The organism is Paracoccus sp. SCSIO 75233, assembly GCF_027912675.1.
Classification (GTDB): domain Bacteria; phylum Pseudomonadota; class Alphaproteobacteria; order Rhodobacterales; family Rhodobacteraceae; genus Paracoccus.
Genome location: NZ_CP115761.1, coordinates 52050 through 72967, shown reverse-complemented (window position 1 = coordinate 72967; position 20918 = coordinate 52050). Strand labels below are relative to the sequence as shown.

At 60.4% G+C, this 20918-nt stretch carries 19 protein-coding genes; 14 read left to right on the top strand and 5 right to left on the bottom strand.

Annotation, left to right across the window (positions count from 1 at the left end; translation table 11 throughout):
• Positions 1-230: 230 nt before the first annotated feature.
• Positions 231-914, top strand: a complete 684-nt coding sequence (locus PAF12_RS18035) for a hypothetical protein (protein ID WP_271109883.1) — start codon at positions 231-233, stop codon at positions 912-914.
• Between the two features lie 46 nt (positions 915-960).
• Here the strand turns inward: PAF12_RS18035 and PAF12_RS18030 are convergent, their stop codons facing one another.
• Positions 961-2166, bottom strand: coding sequence for a Hint domain-containing protein (locus PAF12_RS18030; protein WP_271109882.1), 1206 nt, complete (start codon positions 2164-2166; stop codon positions 961-963).
• Positions 2167-2656: 490 nt separating this feature from the next.
• On the opposite strand from PAF12_RS18030, the gene PAF12_RS18025 reads away from it, so the two are divergent.
• The 13 genes from PAF12_RS18025 to PAF12_RS17965 all read left to right on the top strand — a co-directional run bounded on the left by PAF12_RS18025 (position 2657) and on the right by PAF12_RS17965 (position 16770).
• Positions 2657-2896, top strand: coding sequence for an AbrB/MazE/SpoVT family DNA-binding domain-containing protein (locus PAF12_RS18025; protein WP_271109881.1), 240 nt, complete (start codon positions 2657-2659; stop codon positions 2894-2896).
• Positions 2893-3297, top strand: coding sequence for a type II toxin-antitoxin system VapC family toxin (locus tag PAF12_RS18020; RefSeq protein WP_271109880.1), 405 nt, complete (start codon positions 2893-2895; stop codon positions 3295-3297). Before PAF12_RS18025 ends, PAF12_RS18020 begins: the two co-directional genes overlap by 4 nt.
• 293 nt (positions 3298-3590) lie before the next feature.
• Entirely contained in the window at positions 3591-5792 is a 2202-nt protein-coding gene (locus tag PAF12_RS18015) for a NosR/NirI family protein (RefSeq protein WP_271109879.1), read from the top strand.
• Between the two features lies 1 nt (position 5793).
• The gene (gene nosZ, locus PAF12_RS18010; protein WP_271109878.1) at positions 5794-7749 is read left to right on the top strand and encodes a TAT-dependent nitrous-oxide reductase; all 1956 of its coding nucleotides are present in this window, start codon (positions 5794-5796) and stop codon (positions 7747-7749) included.
• Between the two features lie 3 nt (positions 7750-7752).
• The gene (locus PAF12_RS18005) at positions 7753-9039 is read left to right on the top strand and encodes a nitrous oxide reductase family maturation protein NosD (RefSeq protein WP_271109877.1); all 1287 of its coding nucleotides are present in this window, start codon (positions 7753-7755) and stop codon (positions 9037-9039) included.
• A 4-nt stretch (positions 9040-9043) separates the two neighbouring features.
• Positions 9044-9964: an ABC transporter ATP-binding protein gene (locus PAF12_RS18000; protein WP_271109876.1), complete on the top strand. Its 921-nt coding sequence runs from the start codon at positions 9044-9046 to the stop codon at positions 9962-9964.
• Positions 9961-10785: an ABC transporter permease gene (locus PAF12_RS17995; RefSeq protein WP_271109875.1), complete on the top strand. Its 825-nt coding sequence runs from the start codon at positions 9961-9963 to the stop codon at positions 10783-10785. The genes PAF12_RS18000 and PAF12_RS17995 overlap by 4 nt, the downstream gene beginning before the upstream one ends.
• On the top strand, positions 10785-11345 hold the full coding sequence (locus PAF12_RS17990; RefSeq protein WP_271109874.1) for a nitrous oxide reductase accessory protein NosL: 561 nt from the start codon (positions 10785-10787) through the stop codon (positions 11343-11345). Before PAF12_RS17995 ends, PAF12_RS17990 begins: the two co-directional genes overlap by 1 nt.
• Positions 11342-12283 carry an FAD:protein FMN transferase gene (locus PAF12_RS17985; RefSeq protein WP_271109873.1) on the top strand — a complete coding sequence of 314 codons (942 nt, stop codon included), beginning with the start codon at positions 11342-11344 and terminating at the stop codon, positions 12281-12283. Before PAF12_RS17990 ends, PAF12_RS17985 begins: the two co-directional genes overlap by 4 nt.
• Positions 12284-12394: 111 nt before the next feature.
• Positions 12395-12826, top strand: a complete 432-nt coding sequence (locus tag PAF12_RS17980) for a WGR domain-containing protein (RefSeq protein ID WP_368045179.1) — start codon at positions 12395-12397, stop codon at positions 12824-12826.
• Positions 12827-13137: 311 nt separating this feature from the next.
• Positions 13138-14031, top strand: coding sequence for a hypothetical protein (locus tag PAF12_RS17975; protein ID WP_271109872.1), 894 nt, complete (start codon positions 13138-13140; stop codon positions 14029-14031).
• 259 nt (positions 14032-14290) lie between these two features.
• The gene (locus PAF12_RS17970; RefSeq protein WP_271109871.1) at positions 14291-15844 is read left to right on the top strand and encodes a hypothetical protein; all 1554 of its coding nucleotides are present in this window, start codon (positions 14291-14293) and stop codon (positions 15842-15844) included.
• Between the two features lie 68 nt (positions 15845-15912).
• Positions 15913-16770, top strand: a complete 858-nt coding sequence (locus PAF12_RS17965) for a glycosyltransferase family 2 protein (protein WP_271109870.1) — start codon at positions 15913-15915, stop codon at positions 16768-16770.
• A gap of 162 nt (positions 16771-16932) precedes the next feature.
• Here PAF12_RS17965 and PAF12_RS17960 read toward each other — a convergent pair whose 3' ends face one another.
• From PAF12_RS17960 to PAF12_RS17945, 4 genes are read right to left on the bottom strand one after another with little or no spacing between them, the layout of a single operon-like run.
• Positions 16933-17898, bottom strand: coding sequence for a sugar kinase (locus tag PAF12_RS17960; protein ID WP_271109869.1), 966 nt, complete (start codon positions 17896-17898; stop codon positions 16933-16935).
• Between the two features lies 1 nt (position 17899).
• On the bottom strand, positions 17900-18295 hold the full coding sequence (locus tag PAF12_RS17955) for a RidA family protein (protein WP_271109868.1): 396 nt from the start codon (positions 18293-18295) through the stop codon (positions 17900-17902).
• 28 nt (positions 18296-18323) lie between these two features.
• A complete protein-coding gene (locus tag PAF12_RS17950) occupies positions 18324-19376 on the bottom strand; it encodes a D-TA family PLP-dependent enzyme (protein ID WP_271109867.1) in 1053 nt (350 codons plus the stop codon).
• Positions 19376-20842 carry a M81 family metallopeptidase gene (locus tag PAF12_RS17945; RefSeq protein WP_271109866.1) on the bottom strand — a complete coding sequence of 489 codons (1467 nt, stop codon included), beginning with the start codon at positions 20840-20842 and terminating at the stop codon, positions 19376-19378. Before PAF12_RS17945 ends, PAF12_RS17950 begins: the two co-directional genes overlap by 1 nt.
• Positions 20843-20918: the final 76 nt, after the last annotated feature.

Genomic DNA, 20918 nt, shown 5'->3' with positions numbered 1-20918 from the left:
GGTCACCTTGGATGTCACCCAATACCATAGATACCGTTATTTCCTGTCGGAAAGAGACGAGGGAACCCGCCCATTCGGCAAATCCCTTGACAGAATCGGAAAAGCGAACGCAAATGCGGTAAGGACGGCGAAAAGCGTTTTGGGTGGCACAAGATCACCACGCCGTGCGAGGGCCGCCAGTTCCATGGCGGGAGCATATCAGCCGGGTGAACCGGCGGGCAGGAGCAGTGATGCAGGTGATCCGTCCCGTTGGCCGGGAGGCCGCGGCGAAGAAATATGACATACTCTCGGCACTCATGGCCTATGGGCTTGCCGGGGACCAGCACCGGCAGCGGCTGGTCATGCGGTTCATGTCATTGATCACCACCCGGTATAACTGGCAGCGCAATGAGCTGACGATGGGTCAGCGCGAGATTGCGCGGCTGTGGTGCGTCGATGAACGGACGGTCAAACGCGACATGGCGCGGCTGCGGTCACTGGGCTGGGTCACGGTCAAGCGGCAGGGCGCGCGTGGCCGGGTGGCGGTGCTCGGCTTCGATCTCGAGCGGATCATGCTGGATACGCGCGCTGTCTGGGAAAATATCGGACCCGATTTCGTCGAAAGGGCAGGGGGGGCACCTCCGCCCGAAATCGACCGCAAAGTGGTTCCCTTCCGGCGGACCGAAGCCCCGCCTGCTGGTACGGTCTGGGCGGCGATGCGGGGGCTGCTGGCGGCTGAGGATCAGGCGGTTTTCGATGCCTGGATCGCCGGGCTTGGTGATGGCGGGATCAGCGACGGGCGATTGACGCTGGTTGCGCCGACCGGATTTCATGCGAGCTATGTTCGGACGCATCTGATGCGGCGGATCGAGATCGTGGCGCGCCGGGTCGAGCCGGGTCTGCATTCAATTTCGGTTGAAACGGCGGGGTCGTGACGCGGGACGCGCGCGGCGGAAATCCGTCCATCGCAAGAGATGAGCGTTATTTTAGCTGGTCGATGAGTTGCGGCGAAAAGCTGACGCTGACGATCTGGCACTCAAAGCCCTGAACGAGCGGCTTGTTGTTCTTCCGGTGGCGCTCCAGTAATTTGCCGATCTTCCCCGGCTCGAAGACTTTGCGGGCGAGGGGGGCAGGCGGGCCGTCTGCGGTTTCGGAAAATGCTTCGGGCATCAGTTCGCGCAGTTCCGTCAGGGCGTCCTGGCTGAGTGCTGTCATTGCCTGCGGGCCGGTGAACAGGCTTTCCGTCGGCAGGCCGTTGGAGGTGACGATCTGGTGGCTGTCGAAGAGGAAATGCCAGTATTCGACCTCCGTGACGTTATCCATGACATCGACCCCGTCGAGGGTAAGCAGTTTCTTGGCCGGCACCAGTGCCTCGTTCACCCCGGCCATTCTGCTGACGATACGGGAGTTGATCATGATGCGATGCTGGGGGGAGACGACGAGATCGGTGCGGGGAAACCCGGAGCCCAGAGCGTTGGCCCGGATGCGGATCGGGTGCCAGTTCGGATTAAGCATCAGGTCGATCGAATCGAGGCGGCGCTTCTGAATCCAGCGGATCGGCAACGCGCCTTCGTCGCGGGTGAGGACGAGATCGCCGGGCTGAAATTCCTCGATCGGGACTTCGCCAGAAGGGGTTGCGATCAGCGTGCCACGGGCGAAGCAGACAATGCTCGACTGGATATCGCGGTCGACATAATAGGTGCCGTAATTGATGGTGTTGACCGGGTCGTCGAAGGTGACGGCGTTGATCGAACCGGTCAGGTAGTCGAGATCGTTGACCCCGACGGGCTGAAACATGATCCGAAACGTGCCATCGGGCATTTCGTATTGCGCCGCATAGACGGCCAGCCAGAGCGAGTCGCCGGTCGTGGTCGAGAAGGTGGCGTAGACATAGAGGGCGGCGTCGGCGACGACCTTGCTGCCGGGAAAATCGTCGAACTCGATCAGATCCTGAGTGTATCCGTAATCTTCGACCCCGAGGATATGGTTCTGATCCCCGGCCCCGTCATAGCTGCGCGCCTCGGCGGAGGTGACGGAAAATGTCTTGCCGCCAAGAAGATCCTGCGCGTTTTCGGCGATGGAATCGCCCTGAAGCGTATCGACCTGGCCGACATTATTGATGATGATCGTCGTGAACCACTGCCCCGGATCGTTAACGCCGGTGCTGGGGGGAGTAACCAGAACCATTGGATTTTCCTTATGCAGAAAATAGTTAACGAGCCGGGTCAGTGACACAGAAAACAATCTAGACGATAATTATTAACTAATTTCTGACTATAGGTTGCAGAAATCGCGATCTCTATCCGGGACAGGCCGTGAATCCGGTTCAATTCGCAGTTTTCTCGCGTATTTTGGGGGTTAAACGGGCATATGGGGGTGGATTTTACCGAATCCACGCTGGCCGCTGCGCCGGTTGCGGGGCTAGATTCTAATTATCGGAAAGACGGGGCTTTTGCGCGAATCTGGGCGTTGTTGTGCAATTGGTCGTGGTTATTGGCCTGGCCTGTAACTGAGATGTGCCATATTTCGCGCGGATCGCCAGCGGAGCCAAAACCCGCGGTCTTCCGCGCGGGTAGGGGCGGCAGCGTTGTTGGCGCGGCGGAACCGGCAGCGTTTTGCCCGGCGCTTGACCGCGCCCGTCCTCGGTATTACTTTCGGTATTACCAAGGAGCACGCCATGCGCATTACCACCAAAGGTCAGGTGACCATTCCGCAGGATGTCCGCGATTTCGCCGGGTTTCAGCCGGGAACCGAGGTTGAGTTCATTATCGGGGATGATGGTGTCGTGCGGGTCGTTGCAGCGGGGCAGGCGGGCAGTGCGCGTGCCAGCCGGTTGCAGGCGACCATTGCCGGGTTGCGCGGCAGTGCCGATACCGGGCTCAGCACCGATGAGATCATGGCGCTGACCCGCGAATGACGCCGGTTCTGGTCGACTCGAATATCCTGATCGACATCACCACCAATGACGCGGAATGGGCGGACTGGTCCGCCGCTGCGCTGGCGCGGGCGGGGCAGGGGGCGCGGCTGGTCATCAATCCGCTGATATATGCTGAGGTTTCCGTTGCGCATAGCCGGATAGAAGCCCTCGATGCGCTGTTGCCGGAAGAGATATTCCATCGTGAGCCGCTGCCCTGGGCCGCCGCCTTTCTTGCTGGCAAAGCCTTTCTCGGCTATCGCCGCCGGGGCGGTGCGCGGCGCTCCCCCCTGCCGGATTTTTATATCGGCGCCCATGCGGCCATCCGGGGGTATCGCCTGCTGACGCGGGATCGGGGGCGCTACCAGACGTATTTCCCCCGGCTGGATGTGATCGCGCCCTGATCGGTGCCGCTGGCGCAAGCCGTTCGGCCGCGCAGATCTGTTCAGATGTTGAAATCGCCATTAGATCAGCCTATAGTTGTGTTGCGCCAATCTGTCGCACCAGTGTGTGTTGCCGTAAAAACCCCGGTCCCGAGCGAAAAACCATCCGTTCCCAACGGATAACAAAAAGCGGCTGCATTCTCGTTATTGAGGGCGCGGCGCGGAACTGACTTTGCTCAAGGACTTTGTGGTTGGGGGTCGTTAGCGCCGAGGTGAATGAGTCCGCATTCGCTGCCATTGGGAGCAATGATTCCATGCCCGTTTTACGCCGCCTTCTGAGCATTCTTGCCCTGGTTCTGGCGGCTTTGGTGACGGCGCAGGCGCAGGCGCAGCAATCTTCGGTGCTGGCGCGCTATCTGGACGAGGTCGCGCCGGCGGATCTGGTGGCGGGTGCCGACGGTTTCGGCCCGATCCGCGATGATATACCGGTCGCCCCCTTGCTGAGCGGGGCAGAGACGCTGGGCTATGCGTTCATGACCTCCGATTTCGTCGGAACGACCGGCTATTCCGGCAAGCCCATTCACACGCTGGTCGCCATCAGCCCCGACGCAAAGGTGCTTGGCGTCAAGCTGGTCAAGCATTCCGAGCCCATCGTTCTGATCGGCATCCCCGAGGCGAAGATGACCGCCGTGGCGGAGGGTTATGCCGGGCTTGATCTGGTGGCGGAGGCTGCCGGGACGTCGTCGCATGAGCTGGATATCGTGTCGGGGGCGACGGTCACGGTCATGGTGATCGACGATTCCATCCTGCGCTCCAGCCTGAAAGTGGCGCGTGCGCTTGGTCTGGGCGGCCTGGCGGAGGAGCAGGACACCGGCCCGCGCTTCGAGATTGACGCTGCGGCAGTCGCGGAAGGGGACTGGGACACGCTTCTGGGTGATGGCACGGTCCGGCGGCTGACCCTGACGACAGGCGAGGTGAACGAGGCATTTGCCGCGCTTGGCGACCCGCGTTCTGACGCGAGGGCGCTGAGCGATCCGCCGGAGACGGTGTTCATCGACATGCAGGCCGTGCTGGTCAGCCTGCCGGGGATCGGGCGGCCAGTGCTGGGCGATGCCGAGTTCGGCAATCTGGACGATTGGCTGGAAGACGGTGATGAGGCGGTTCTGATCGCCGGGCTGGGGCAGTACAGCTTCAAGGGGTCGGGCTATGTCCGGGGCGGGATATTCGACCGCATCCAGCTGATCCAGGACGATATATCGGTCCGTTTCCGCGACCGGGATCATCGCCGGGCGGAGATCGTGACGGACGGGGCGCCCGATTTCAGCGAGACCGATCTTTTCAGGATCCCCGCCGATAGCGGCTTCGACCCGACGCGGCCTTTCCGCATTCAGCTTCTGGTGCATCGCGACGTTGCGGCCATCGAGAAGGTCTTCACCACATTCGATCTGGGTTATGAGCTGCCGGAAAACTATCTGATCCCGCTCCCGTCCCCCGAACCTGCCGCAGCACCGTCCGCGCCGTCGCCCGCGGAAACGATTGCCGTGCAGGATGAGGCGAGCGCGCAGGCCGCGTTGTGGAAGCGGATCTGGGAAGGGAAGAAGCTTCAGGTCACGGTTCTCGTCGTGATGCTCAGCGTATTGACTGCTGCATTCTTCTTTCAGGAATGGCTCAGCCGGTCGGAGCGCGCGGTTTACTGGTTCCGCATGTCCTTCCTGACCCTGACGCTGGTGGTTCTGGGCTGGATGTGGAACGCGCAATTATCGGTCGTCAATATCATGGCGCTGGCCAACAGTTTCGCGACCGGCTTCAGCTGGCAGGCATTCCTGCTGGACCCGCTGACCTTCATCCTGTGGTTTGCCGTCGCCGCCGCGCTGATCTTCTGGGGCAGGGGGGCCTATTGCGGCTGGCTGTGTCCGTTCGGCGCATTGCAGGAGCTGCTGAACCAGATCGGCCGCAAGCTGGGCATTCCGCAATACAGCCTGCCCTGGGGGCTGCATGAGCGGCTGTGGCCGGTGAAATACATGATCTTTCTGGGGCTGTTCGGCGTCTCGCTCGCCTCTCTGGAACAGGCCGAGCGGTTGGCCGAGGTCGAGCCGTTCAAGACCGCGATCATCCTGAAATTCGCCCGTGCGTGGCCGTTTGTGGTCTACGCTGCCGGGCTGTTGATGGCGGGGCTGTTTGTTGAACGATTTTACTGCCGTTACCTCTGCCCGCTTGGGGCAGGCCTCGCCATACCGGCGCGGATCCGCATGTTCGACTGGCTCAAACGCTACAACGAATGCGGCAATCCGTGCCAGACCTGTGCGAATGAATGCTTCGTGCAGGCGATCCACCCGACAGGTGAGATCAACCCGAATGAGTGCCTGAACTGCATGCATTGCCAGGTGCTTTACCACAGCCACAGCAAATGCCCGGTGGTCATCAAGCAGGACAAGCGTCGGGCAAAGCTTGCCGCCTCCGCGCCGCCGCGTGACGGGCTGGCCAATCATCCGAATGTGAAAACCGAAGGAGTTTGACATGAGTGACAACAAGAAATCCGGCATCAGCCGCCGCGGCCTTCTGGGCGCGACGGCAGGCGGCGCGGCGATCATCGGGGGTGCCGGGCTGAGCCGGACCGCCTTTATCGCGGGCAGCGCCGGTCTGGGTGCGACGGCCATGGGTGCCGGCGCGGCAATGGCGCAGGACGCATCCGAGGCGACGCCGCCGCCGGGCGAGCTGGATGAGTATTACGGCTTCTGGTCCTCTGGCCAGACCGGCGAGGTGCGCATCCTTGGCATTCCGTCCATGCGCGAACTGATGCGGATTCCGGTGTTCAACCGCTGCTCCGCCACTGGCTGGGGGCAGACCAACGAGTCGCTGAAGATCTTCGACGAAGGGATGCTGCCCGAAACCAAGGCCTATCTGGCCGCGCAAGGCAAGCGCATCCATGACAATGGTGACCTGCACCACGTCCATATGTCCTTCACCGACGGCACCTATGACGGCAAATATCTGTTCATGAACGACAAGGCGAATACGCGGGTGGCCCGCGTGCGCTGTGACGTCATGAAATGCGACAAGATCACCGAGATCCCGAATGCCAAGGCCATCCACGGCCTGCGTCCGCAGAAGATGCCGCACACGAAATATGTGTTTGCCAATGGCGAGGATGAGACGCCGATCGTCAATGACGGCACCATGCTCGATCCGAAGGATTATGTGAACTATTACACGGCCATCGACGCTGAGACGATGCAGGTGGCGTGGCAGGTGATGGTGTCGGGCAACCTCGACAACACCGATGCGGATTACACCGGCAAATATGCGTTCTCGACCTCCTATAACTCTGAAATGGGGATGACCTCGGCCGAGATGATGGAATCGGAAACCGACCATGTCGTGATCTTCAATATCGAAGAGATCGAGAAGGGCATCGAGGCCGGCGATTTCGAAGAAAAGAACGGTGTGAAGGTTCTGGATGGCCGCAAGGGTCAGAACAAGAAATACACCCGTTACGTCACCGTGCCGAACAACCCGCATGGCTGTAACATGGCCCCGGACGGCAAGCATCTGTGCATCGCGGGCAAGCTGTCGCCCACGGTGACGGTCATGGATGTGACCAAGTTCGACGCGATCTTTGCCGATGAAGCCGAGCCGGAATCGGTCATCGTCGCCCAGCCCGAGCTGGGTCTGGGTCCGCTGCATACCGCGTTTGACGGTAAGGGCAATGCGATCACCACTCTGTTCCTCGACAGTCAGGTCGTGGTCTGGAACATCGAGGATGCGGTCCGCGCCCATAACGGCGAAGAGGTCGATCCGATCAAGTCCAAGGCGGATGTGCATTACCAGCCGGGCCATAACTCGACCACGATGGGCGAGACGAAAGAGGCGGACGGGAAATGGTTCATCTCCATGAACAAATTCTCCAAGGACCGCTTCCTGAATGTCGGCCCGCTGAAGCCCGAGAACGAGCAGCTTTTCGCGCTGAACGGGACCGAGCTGACCCTGCTGCATGACGGCCCGACCTTTGCCGAGCCGCATGACAGCATTCTGGTGCACCGCTCGAAGGTGAACCCGAAACCGGTCTGGGATCGCAACGATCATTCCTGGGCCGACACCCGTGCGCAGGCCGAGGCGGATGGCGTCGATCTGGATGACTGGCAGGATATGGTGATCCGGGATTCCGAAGACCCGACCAAGGTCCGGGTCTACATGTCCTCGCAGGCGCCGAACTTCGCGCTCGACATGTTCGAGGTGAATGAGGGCGACGAGGTGACGGTGATTGTCACCAACCTCGACGATATCGACGATCTGAGCCACGGTTTCACCATGAACAACCACGGCGTCGCGATGGAGATCAGCGCCCAGCAGACGGCGTCGGTGACCTTCGTGGCGGCGACCCCGGGGGTTTACTGGTACTACTGCCAGTGGTTCTGCCACGCGCTGCACATGGAAATGCGCGGTCGCATGATCGTGCATCCGAAAGCGGCCTGATCCATGTGGCGCGCCCTGATCCCGCTTCTGCTGCTGTTCTCGCCGCTTCATGCGGCCGAAATCAGCGTGGCGGCGGGGCAGGGCGCGCTGCAACCGATCATCGACGCGGCACGGCCCGGCGATGTGGTGACACTGGCACCGGGCCTCTATGAGGGCCCGGTGACCTTGAACAAACCGCTTACCCTGCAGGGGCAGGATGGGGCGAAGATCGACGGGGCCGGAACGGGTTCGGTCATCACGGTCGATGCGGCGGATGTTGTCGTGCGGGGGCTGACGATCACCGGATCGGGCGACGATCACGAAGCCATCGACAGCGGCGTGCAACTGACCAGGGCCGCACGAGGCGCGGTCGTCGAGAATAACGTCATTCGCGGCAATCTTTACGGGATCGACATTCACGGGGCGCGAAACGCTGTCGCGCGCGGCAATGTGATCGAGGGGCGTCAGGACCGGCGGATGAATGACCGGGGCAATGGCATCTATGTCTGGAACGCGCCGGGTGCCGTGGTCGAGCGCAACGATATTCGCTGGGGCCGCGACGGGGTTTTCGTGAACGCATCGCAGCGGAACATATTCCGCGACAACCTGTTCCGCGATCTGCGCTTTGCGGTCCACTACATGTACACCCATGACAGCGAGGTGGCGGGCAATGTCTCGGTCGGCAACCATCTCGGCTATGCGATCATGTATTCCGACCGGGTTCAGGTGCTGAATAACATCTCGCTCAGGGATCGCGATCACGGCGTCATGCTGAACTTCGCCAATGGCGGGGATGTGGTGGGCAATCTGGTTCGCGGGGGGGCGGAGAAATGCAGCTTCATCTATAACTCGCACCAGAACCTGATTGCGAATAATCGCTTTGAGGGCTGTGACATCGGCATACACTTCACCGCAGGCTCGGAGCGGAACGGCATTACCGGCAACGCCTTTATCGGCAGCCGGGAGCAGGTGAAATATGTCGGCACCAAAGACGTGGAATGGAGCGTTGAGGGCCGCGGCAATTACTGGTCCGATAATGCTGCGTTCGATCTGAACGGCGACAGTATCGGGGACAGCCCGTATCGGCCGAACGATCTGATGGACCATATTCTGTGGTCGCAACCGGCGGCGGCGGCGTTGATCGGGTCGCCAGCGGTTCAGCTGATCCGCTGGTCGCAATCCAGTTTTCCAGCCGTGCTGCCCGGCGGGGTGGTGGACAGTTTCCCGCTGCTCGTCCCTGTCGCGCCCGAGGTCACGTCGGAGGTTGCGGCGCTTGAACAGGCGGCGCGTCCGCCCTGGTTGAAAGAATGACACCATGACCACACGGTTGGCAGTGGCCGGGCTTCGCAAGCGGTTCGGCAATATCGAGGCGCTGAAAGGGGTTTCGCTGACGGTCGAGGCCGGACAGCGCGTGGCGCTTCTGGGTCATAACGGTGCGGGCAAGTCGACGCTGATGAAAATCGTGCTGGGTCTGATCGGATTTGACGGCGGCACGGTCGAGGTGACGGGGGCGGCCCCCGGTAGTGCGAGCGCGCGCCGTGCCGTGGCCTACCTGCCCGAGAGCGTCGCGTTTCATCCCGCCCTGACCGGACAGGAACAGATCCGGCAATATCTGCGACTGCGGGGCGAAGATCCCCGCAAGGCGACCGAGTTGCTGGCCCGCGTCGGGCTGGAACACGCGGCCAGCCGCCGGATCGGGACCTATTCCAAGGGGATGCGTCAGCGGGTCGGGCTGGCGCAGGCCCTGATCGGCGCGCCGCAGCTGATGGTGCTGGATGAGCCGACATCGGGCCTCGACCCGGTGTCGCGGCGGGAATTCTATGCGCTGCTGGACGATCTCGCGGCGCAAGGCACGGCGATCCTGCTGTCCTCTCACGCGCTGACGGAGGTGGAGGCGCGGACCGATGCGATCGTCATCCTGTCGGAAGGCCGGATGGTGGCCGAGGGCACGATTGCCGATCTGCGCAGCCGCGCCGCGCTGCCGGTGCAGTTCGCCGTCACCCCGGCGACCGGCTGTGCAGGTGCGGTTGCCGCCATGCTGCCGGGCGCGGAACTGCGTGGCGGGCGGCTATGCCTTGCCGTGCCGTCCGAAGAAAAAATGCCGCTTCTGTCGCGGCTGAGCGGGGCAGGCGGGCAGGTGGCCGATATAGAGGTCACGCCGCCCAGCCTTGAAGACATCTACAGCCATTTCGGCAGCCGTTCCGCCGAGGGGCAAGCGAAGGGACGGGCCGCATGACCGGACGTATTGCCGCCATCGCCGCAACCGAATTTCGGATCGCGCTGCGCAACCGCTGGGTTCTGGTTGCGGTGCTGCTGATGATGCTGTTTTCGCTGGTTCTGACCGCCGCCGGATCGGCCCCGACCGGGGCGCTTGGGGCGGACCGGCTGTCGGTTGTGGTTGCCAGCCTGACCAGCCTCGCCGTTTATCTGGTCCCGCTGCTGAGCCTGCTGCTGGCCTTCGATGCCGTCGCGGGCGAGGCGGAGCGGGGGACGCTGCCGCTGATGCTGACCTATCCGCTGAGCCGGGCGGAGCTTCTGGCCGGAAAGCTTGTCGCGCATCTGGGCGTTCTGGCGCTGGCCTTGCTGGCCGGGTACGGGCTGGCGGCGGTCGTTTCGCTGTGGGCGGATGCCGGTGCGGCCTCCGGGCTGGCGGCGCTGTTCCGGCTGTTCTGGAGCTCGCTTCTGCTGGGTGCGGCCTTTCTGGGGCTTGGTTATACGCTGTCATCGCTGGCACGTCGCCCCTCGGGCGCTGCCGGGCTGGTGATCGGTCTTTGGGTCATCGCCGTCGTTCTGTTCGATCTGGGGCTTCTGGCGATGGTGGTGGCCTCTGACGGCGGCGGCGCGGTTGGCGCGATCCTGCCCGCTGCGTTGTTGTCAAACCCGGCAGATGCGTTTCGCATGTTCAATCTGACCGCGAGCGAGGCGACGGCTGCGGCCTCGGGCCTTGGCGGTGCGGCGCGTTCGATCCCGCCGATGGCCTCGCTGGGGTCCCTGGCGCTTTGGCCGCTATTCGGCTTCGGTCTGGCGCTGCTTGCGTTCCGAAAGGTGGTGCCGTGATGCGTAAAGCCCTGATCCTGGCGCTTCTGCTGCTGCCCGCCTGCCGGGACGAGGCAGAGGTTGCCGCGCCGGAGCCGATGACAATGACCGCCGAAGCGGTCGGCTATTTCTGTCAGATGACCGTTCTCGACCATGCCGGGCCGAAGGCGCAGATTTTCCTGAAAGACGTGCTCGACCCGCTGTTTTTTGGTCAGGTCAGCGATGCGGTTGCGTTCCGGCGCATGCCCGAACAGGCGGGGGAGATCGTGGCGGTCTATGTCAGTGATATGGGCGCGGCACCCGACTGGGCCCGGCCCGGCCCGGATAACTGGATCGCGGCGGAGGACGCTGTCTTCGTGACCGGCTCAACCCGGATGGGCGGGATGAACATGCCCGAAGCGGTCCCCTTTGCCACGCGCGCGAAGGCGGAGGATTTTGCGGCGGAATATGGCGGGCAGATCGTCTCGCTTTCGGAGATCCCCGAGCTTGGCAAACCGCCGTCGGGCAGCATGGCGATGCCGGAATCCGATTATGCGAACCGTTTGCGCGCGCTGGCCGGTCAACAGGAGGAACAACCATGAAACGCCGCCGTTTCCTGAGTATTGCCGCCGGTGTGGTCGTGGCCCCGGCCCTGCCGGCGATGGCCGCGCCCGGTTTGCGGCACTGGCGCGGCGTGGCAATGGGGGCGGGTGCGTCGATCATCATGGACCACCCCGAGGCCGACCGCCTGATCGCGACCGCCCGTGCCGAGATCGACCGGCTGGAGGGTATTTTCAGCCTGTATCGCACGGACAGCGCGCTGTCGGCGCTTAATCGCACGGGCAGGCTGGATGCTCCGCCGTTTGAGCTGCTGGATTGCCTGAGCCTTTGCGGCCGTGTGCATGAGGCCAGCGGCGGCATGTTCGACCCGACCGTGCAGCCGTTCTGGGCGGTCTATGCCGAGGCAGCGGCTCGGGGGCAGCTGCCGGACGGCGAGGATATCGACCGGGCGCGCGCGCTTGTCGGTTGGGACGCCGTGGATTTCGATGCCAGTCGCATCCGGTTCGTGCGCGACGGCATGGCGCTGACGCTGAACGGCGTTGCTCAGGGCGTGATTGCCGACCGCGTCGCCGGGCTGCTGCGCGCCGAAGGGTTGCGCGACGTGCTGATCGACACCGGAGAAATCGCTGCCGTTGGCACCCCGCCCCGGTCGCAGGGTTGGCCGGTCACGCTGGCGGGTCAAGCTGGCGCTGCCGAACGTCTGGTCCTGCGCGACCGTGCGCTTGCAAGCTCCGCGCTGCGTGGAACGGTGTTCGATGCGGGCGGAAAGCTGGGCCATATCCTTGATCCCGGGGCAGGGGCGCGCGCCGATATGGCGGACCGTGCGGTCTCGGTCAGCGCAAACCGGGCCGGTCTTGCCGATGCCTTGTCGACGGCGGCCTGTCTGGTCGGGCCTGAAGCCTTGTCGCCCCTGATCGCCGCCTTCCCCGACGCGCGTCTGGAAGCGTGGCGACAGGATGATAGGGCGGCAGAGGCCTGAGAAGGCCGCGGTGCTAGGCGGCATCGGATATGTTGAGCCCGCTTCCCGTCACTCGCTGCCAGCGCGCTCAACAAGGATTCACTTTTCGTTCGCATCTGCTATCCTGCGTCCATGAACGAAGATGACCTCTGGTTCCTGCCCGCACTGGTGGGGTCCGCTCATGCGGACACCTCGCCCCGGCCTCGTGACGAAGCGCATCCGGGCTTCGATCCCGCTGATCGGCGAGCGACGCAATCCGGACTTGCGGTAGAACTGGCCGGGACCGCGCAGGCGCTTGGCGCGCCAACCCTGCTGACCCGCATCGACCCAAATCAGAACATGCGCCGCTTCTACCGGCTGGAACTCTCCGCCGATCTTTTCGGCGGCGTGCATCTGACACGCGAATGGGGTCGCATCGGCAGGCGCGGACAAAGCCTGACCCGCTGGTACGAAAGCGAAACCGAGGCGCAGGGGTTTGCGGAACTGACGCTGAAGGCGAAGCGGCGGCGCGGGTATGCAGAAGAATTCTGTGCGCCTGCGGGGCGGCGAGAGAACGAAGCCTAGCGTGGCGTTGCTGAATATGACCTGCAACAATGGCCTTGGACTGCCGGAATTGAAAACGTCCCGGTGATGTCGCTGACAGGCAAAGCAACCGACCACTGAGAAGATGTTCCGACGATCAGATGATGGCAGAGTATGGGGATGACATCGCTTTACGATGACAGAACGTGATCCTCAGGAGCGCTAAGCTGTCCGATCATGTGTCCTTCTTCCCTTGCGGCGCAGAGAAAACGGTTACAAAAGCGACACTTGGTAGGGTAGACCGATTGATCGCACTCGGCTAAAAAGGAACATATTTTTATTAAGGAAAGCATATGACCAGCCTGCCTACCATCGCAACGTTGTGGATTGGCGATCGTCTGTCTTGGCTTGAGCAACTGAGTTTGAAGTCGTTTGTCGATGCAGGTCACGAAACCTTACTTTATTGTTATGATCTGATCCCGAATGCGCCCGCTGGCGTAACGCTCCGCGATGCTCGCGATATCTTCCCCGGTGATGAAATCATACGCCACAAGAAAACCGGCAGCCCCGCCATCCACGCGGATTTGTGGCGGCTGCATTTGATGAAAAAATCGGACTTCATCTGGGTCGATGCGGATGTGCTGTGCCTGCGTCCCTTCGACTTCAGCGATCCGTTTGTCTTTGGGCTTGAGAAGCCGCATCTTGTATGTAACGCCGTCATGCGCCTGCCGCCAGAATCCCAAACGCTACAGGGTTTGTTGCGCTTTGTCGCGGATCCCTATGCCATCGGCCCCTGGCTGAAGCCCAAACAACAAGCGGAATTGCAGGCAGCCAAGGATCGTGGCGAACCGTTACATTTTTCGGAACAGGAATGGGGGCTGACGGGACCGGCTGCTCTGTCCCATTATCTCAAAGAGACCGGCGAATGGGATCATGCGCTGCCGCAGACAGCTTTCTATCCGATCTCATTCAAGGACCGTAACAAGATGATCATGTCTCGGTTTGACGTTGAAACGGATTTCCTATCCCCCGAGACATATGCTGTGCATATGTGGGCGCGTCGAATGAAGCCGCGCCTTGAGGAGGCGGAGCATAACCGTCCTCGTCGCGGCAGCTTCATGCACAAGGCACTGCAACGTCATGGGATCGTCCCGTCAGAGGCTCCGATTCCACCTAAAAAAAAGCGAGTGGTTGAGCCAACTCTAGAGCAGCAAACAGGAATGTCTCCTGGGGATGTCGGGACGTGAAATTAATGCTATTTTGGGAACAAAGCCTAAGCGAATGCGGGTGTGCGAGAGTGGGTTTGAGAGGCGGCTGGCAGGTATAATTTATCGCAGCGTGTGGTACCTGATTGGTCGGTCCGCTTTTGTCTGTGTTGTTAAAATAACCGCCCCCTGTCCCAATAAGTGACTGCGTCCTCATGAGTGGCGTATTTTTTTTTAACATCTTCGCGGCGACAATGCCGAAATAATGCAACTTCGCTTGAGGACAATCATAATGAATTCTATGCAGCTTGAAAAATTATGTGCCTCTAAGAATGTTAGTTTTCAGACGGTCACGCGTTGGCAATACGTTATTACGGAAAATGCTTCTCTCACTGACGCAATGGATCGGCACGCCATAGGGCCATGGTTTGTCTACACCGGGACAGGCGTGCGAACCGCCGCTCTTCTGGACAGGCATGGTGAGCATTTTGGCTATCTTGTGGGGATCGGTGTCGATCAGTACGGGCTAGTCCAAGGCTCCTATCGGATTGATTCAATTGACGCGCAAAGCGATGAGTTTTTCGATTCATTTGAAGAATGGCTCTACCCTGTCTCCGGACGATATACGATTTTGATAGGGCGAGATAGCGAGTGGCGCTGTTATAGCGATCCGGTCGGTATGAACGGAGTGGTCTTCGATGCCGGCGAACGCCAGGTCGCCTCCAGTTTGGCGCTTTGCCTAAATCGCGAGGTGATTTGCCATCCCCTCTATGACCATGAGAGTGTCACACGCGGGGAGTTAAGGTACTCGCTGTTCCACACGAAAGATGCTTATGCTAAGCGCGGGAACCCGAATTGCTATCTCGACCTTAGAACATTTTCTGAGCACCGATTTTGGCCAAAAGAGGAGGGACTCGGTACAACAAGTGACCTTATTGGCACGTATGAATTTCTTACCAAAAGAACCCGCGAGATTATTGGCGTTCTCAATAAGAATTTTTCTACCGGGCTACCGTTGTCCGGGGGGCAAGATAGCCGTCTACTCTTAGCGATGTCTGGCCCAGAAATAAAGAACTTTGGTCAGTGTTTTACCCAGATACATAACTATGCGGCCAGAATAGACGCAGCAATAGCAGGTAAGCTCGCTGAAATCGCTGATATAGAGCATCTGGCGCTCGACAGGCGAAAAATCAAGCCGACGAAACGGCAGACCGCGCTTGCAAAGCAGGAGTTTATGGTTGCGGCTGGGCTAGAAATTCCGCTTCCTAGAGAAATTATGTGTGGCCTTCATACCGGCATCGCCGATGGGTCTGTTGTGATTCGCGGGCACCAAACGGATTTGTTGCGTGCCGTTCTGACCGATAGGCTCGGTGAAAAGGGACGAGAAAATTTGTTTTGGCAGCTGAAGCGGCTTCTGGTGCCCTATGGGGCTAAAACTGCCCCGGAGCTTTACGAACAATTCAAGCCATTTTATGAGAATTGGATTGCTACACTGCCGCGCGACACGTTGTCGAATCAAATAGACTTAATGTTCACAGAGATATTCTATTCATCAACAGTTGGGCTGACCTTCCCAGCTTTTCCAAGGTATTTTCTAATGTCGGCGTTCAACAGTCGGCAGCAAATTCAGGGTGCTGCCCAGATTGACGAGACTTATCGCCGAAGTGGATCAGCTGTTTTTGACATCATTTTCATGAACTCACAGGAAATTCATAATTTCCCCTTCGATTTTGAATACGATGAGGCAAAGAAATTGGTCTTCTTCGACGATGAAGAGCTCGTAACGGCCGCGACAAGGGAGCGGCGCGAAAACACAAGCGCTCGATTCGAGAAATTATTGCGTGAGGGATCCTAGGGTAAAGGAAAGTACATCTATGAGATTTACAAGCTGCTAGAATTGAGTGGAAAGGGGGCCTGCGGATCATGAAGGTTGCAGCACTGACAATGGTTTATCGGGATCATTGGTTTTTAAAGCGTTGGATAAATCACTATGGAAGCGCATTTTCGAGGGAAAATCTGTACATAGTTTCCCACGGAGATGAGGCGCCAATTAGAGAAATGGCACGCGAATGCAATATCATTGGTATCGTTAGAGAAACATTCGGCGACTTCGATGTTTTGCGCTGGACGCTGCTCAATGACATCCTCCGCATCTTATTGAAGCAATATGATTGTGTGATAATAGGCGATGTGGACGAACTGGTTGTGCCGGATCCCCGCTACGGTGGTAATCTGACTGAGGCGCTGAAGACGAGAGGGCATGCGCCTGCATCTTTTGTAACAGGTGTCGAAATTGTTCAAACGCCTGAAGACGAAGTCATGGATGATTCTCGTCCGATTTTGGCACAACGGCGAACCGGCCATTGGAATTGGCGATACACGAAAGCATCAGTGGTTTATGATCCTGTTGTCGTCGGACGCGGCGCACATTTTTTATGGCATAGCTCCTACTATAATGCAGAGAGCTTACTTTTGTTTCATATGAAATTTGCTAACCTTGATAACTATGATCAGGTGTTGGAGAGCAGGAAAGATATTCGGCAGCTTGGAAGTGATGGAAAGACGCGCACTCCTCGCGGGAATGGCTGGACCCGGGATACTGTAGATAACCTGCTGTTAAAAATGAAAAAACAACCCATAATCCCGTTTTATCAGGGGTTGGACACCTTCAGGGAGCAAACGCAAGTTTCTGCTGAGATTGTTAGCAGGCGGCTTTTCCCGAAGAGATATTTTATTAACTCTTGGTTCGAGCTTCCCGATGAATTCGAAAATGTTGTGTAGTGCGCGCCGGATCGATTTTTGCTCGTGTTAAGAAGGAATTTTCAGGCGCCAAGTTCTACGGTCGCGTGTATATGTTAATCATTGGAGATTGGAGCTACCATGAGGGACGAAAGGCGCTAAATTTGGTAACAGGCCTTAAACGCGCATTTTGAAGAACGAGCGTCACAGGGCGGGTGGCGAGATTGCCTCGCACACCAAGGCGCCCCGATGGCCGATCACCCGGCAACTGAGATCATGGCCCGCGCGGATTGCTGTGGCGGGGTCGGCGCCACGTAGTGTGGCGGCCAGATAGGCGGCGTTGAAGCTGTCACCTGCGGCGGTGCTGTCGACAGGCGTCTTGCGCGGCAAATCAACGATGCAGCCATTACCGGCGATGCCGCCGAAAGTCACCGGGCCGCCGCCATTTTTGACGATGACCTGATCCGCGCCCGCGTTCAGATAGCGCAGGATCGTTTCGTCGGGGTCTGCGTCACCGAAATGAGCGCTTTCATCGTCGAAGCTGGGCAGGACCAGCGCGGAGATCGAGGCGGCTGTATCTATCCAGTGGCACATCGTGGTTGCGGCGTCCCAAAGGCGTGGCCGCAGGTTGGGGTCGAAGACGATGCTGCAACCGGATTTGCGGGCGCGGGCGAGTGTGTCAAGGAAGGTGCTCCGGCGATCCTCGGGCAGAATGGCGAGGGTAATGCCCGAGAAATAGGCCAGATCGCAGCCCTGCAACGCTGCGGTCAACAGCCCGGGATCGTCAGCCAGATGGCGGGCGGCGGAGTTATCGCGCCAGTAGGAAAAGCTCCGCTCGCCGTCTTTCAGTGAAATTGAGTAGAGGCCGATTTCGTGATCGGGGTCGCGGCTGACATGGTCTGTGGTAATGCCTTCGCACTGCAGGAAATCCAGCATCCGTTGCGAGAATTCGCCCATGCCAACGCGGCTGAAATAACCCAACTGCCATTCGGGGCCGAGCAGCCGGCGCAGATACCATGCCGTGTTCAGCGTGTCGCCTGCTATACCCAGACGCCACAGGTCGCCGTCCCCGGTGCCGGAAAGCTCGACCATAGCCTCGCCGATTGACAGGATCCGGCCCCCGGTCATGACAGCCGCTCTCGCGGTACTGATCTCCGCCCCTTCGGTCATCTCAGTCCAGCGGCTTCCATGCCAGAACGTCAATTTCGACCTTGGCATCCACCATAAGTGCCGACTGCACGGTCGAGCGGGCTGGCGGGTGGTCGATGAAATGTTTTTCGAACACGGCGTTGAAGGAGGTGAAATCGCGGGGATCGTCGAGCCAGCAATTGACCTTCACGATATCCTCCATCCCGCAACCGGCCAGCGCCAGAACGGATTTGATATTGGCGATTACCTGTTCGGTCTGGGCGACGATGCCGCCGGTCACGACCTCGCCATCCACGGTTGGGACCTGTCCCGAGATATGGACGTAATCCCCGGCGCGGACGGCCTTGGCAAAGGGGCGTTTGGTGCCGCCGGCCTGCGTGTCGGCGGTGTCGTAGCGGATCAGTTTTTGTTGGCTCATCTTGGGTTCCTTAATGGATGATCTTGGTTCACCAGACCTTGCCGCGCGCGATGACGGGGGCGCTGGTCTGATACTCGTTGCCTCGGACGAGCTCGATCTGGTCGAGCATATTGCTGACGACGCAGGCATGGTTGGGGACGATGCGGACCCGCTCGCCCACGGTCAGGCTGATATTGTCGGCCTTCAGTGTGCCGTGTTCTTCGGACAGCGCCTCGATACGAATGTCGGGGCGGCCCAGCACATGTCCGTAGCCCTCCAGCCCCAGCAGGTCGGAGGTCAGCACCTTTGATCCGGCGTCGATAATGGCGCGGTCGGGGGCCGGGACCGATACCACGGTCGCCAGCACGGTCAGGGCGCAATCGTCCCATGTACACAGCCCGCGCGCCTCAAGCGAGCGATCGTTATAGATATAGGTGCCGATGCGGTATTCGGTTGCGACAGGGACATCCTGCGCCTGCCACATGCCGGGCGTGCCGCCGTTCGAGATGACGTCGACGGTCAGCCCCGTTCCCTCGATCAGATCGCGGGTGCGGCTCAGCCATTGCTGGACCTCGGCGTCGCGGCCAACGGGCGGGTAGGTCATCAGCCCGGCAAAATGCAGGCCCGGCTGGCGGTCGATCAGGGCGGCCAGATCGGCTGCGGCCTCTGGCGTGGCGACGCCGCAGCGCCCGGCGCCGGTGTCACATTCGACCAGTACGCGAAGCGGTTCGGGCGCATCGGTGAAGGCCTGTGACAGCCCTGCCACGACAGCGGCGTTATCGGCCACGACCGAAAGGCGCACGCGGGTGGCAAGCTCGCGCAGCCGGCTCAGTTTTTCTGCGCCGAGGATGTTATAGGTGATCAGCACGTCATCTATGCTGCCTTCCGAGATCATCGCCTCGGCCTCGCTAATCTTCTGGCAGGTGATGCCAATCGCCCCTGCCGCGAGTTGCTGCTTGGCCAGCATGGGCAGCTTGTGGGTCTTGATATGGGGGCGCAGTTTCAGACCGTGGCGGTCGCAATGGTCCTGAAAGCGGGCAATATTTGCTTCTGCCACATCCAGATCGACCAAAACGGCTGGCGTTGTCAGCTCTTCGAACATCATGATGTCCTCTCATGCGGGTTGTCCACGATTGGCCAGATCGCGCGTTTAAGCCGCTTGTAATCGTTGCGCTTCGGATCGTTGGGGTAGGGGCCATCGACCGCGCCATAGAGAATTTCGGAGGCGATGGCGGCGAAAGCGTCGTGGAAATGGTTGGTCGATTTCACGACCAGAGCCTGTTTGCCTGCCGCGTCGATGCCGAGATTTGTGAACAGATCGGGCGAGAAGGATTGTGAGCGGTTCGAGTTCAGCACGATCTCGATCCCGCCATCGGTGCGCACCACGGCGCAATCGCCCATTGGCACGACGGAGGCACCGAAGCTTTGCACCGCGTCCTTCTGGATGCGCAGCACCGTCACATCGGTATCGACCGGCGCGCCCGCCTGATCCGAGGTCTTGCCGCCGATGCGCAGATGCAGCCGCGCGCCTTCGCCTGCGGCATGGCACAGCCGGACCGCCATCGGGTCCCAGATCGTCCCGAAGGCGATATTGCTGAGGCCGAGTTCCATCGCCTCGCGCAGCATGATGGTCGAATCGCCCGCGACACCGCCGCCGGGGTTATCCCAGACATCGGCGACGACGACCGGGCCCTTGGGCGCGGCTGCTGCGCGTGTCAGTGCTTCATGCGCGGTCAGGAAATCGGGGCGGGTGCGGCCGCGGAAGGAAAACAGCTCCATCCCCAGATCGCCGGCGAGAGATGCGCCGGGGGCCGGGTTGCGGTCCATGATGACGATGATCTTCGCCCCGAGATCGGGGGAATCGCCCGCCATGAAACCGTGGATCGCCGAGATCGACAGCACCCGCCCGGAATTCTCAAGCGCCACCATGCGGTCGACAAAACTCCGCATGGGATCACGGCTGGTCGGCAGAACCTCGATCATCCGGACATCGAAAACTGAGATCACCGGCTCGATCTCGCCCCGTGCGGCACGAAGGGTCAGTTCGACGCAGGCCTCGCCGGTTTCCACGAAATCGGTGTGCGGGAATTCCTTGAAAACCGTGATGATGTCTGCGTTTTCATAGCGTTTCGCGCTTAGATGGCTGTGCGGGTCGAAACTGACCCCGATCTTGGCTTCCGGTCCGGCAATCTGGCGGACCGCCTCGATCAGCTCGCCTTCGCAGTCGACGCAGTTATCCGCGATCATCGCGCCGTGCAGGCCCAGAACCACAGCATCGACCGGCATCGCCTCGCGCAGTTGCTGCAATACCTCGTCGCGCAGCCGGTCCCAGGTCTGCCCGTTGACCAGCCCGCCGGGTTCGGCCCAGGTCGCCGTGCCTTCGATGAGTTCGATCTCGCCTGCCGCCTGCCGCTTGCGAAGGGCCGGAAACACGGCGGAGCACAGCGTGGGCGTTTCCGGATGCTGTCCCGGTGCGGCATAGAAGCTTTGCGCAAAATCGTTCAGATCGGTGCGCAAGGGCGAAAAAGTATTGGTCTCCGTCGCGATGGAGGCACAGAATACGCGCATTGATGTGTTCCTGATAGATCGTGAAGGCCAAGCCGGTGACCGCCCGTTCACGGGCGGGACCACAGAAGGCCCCGCC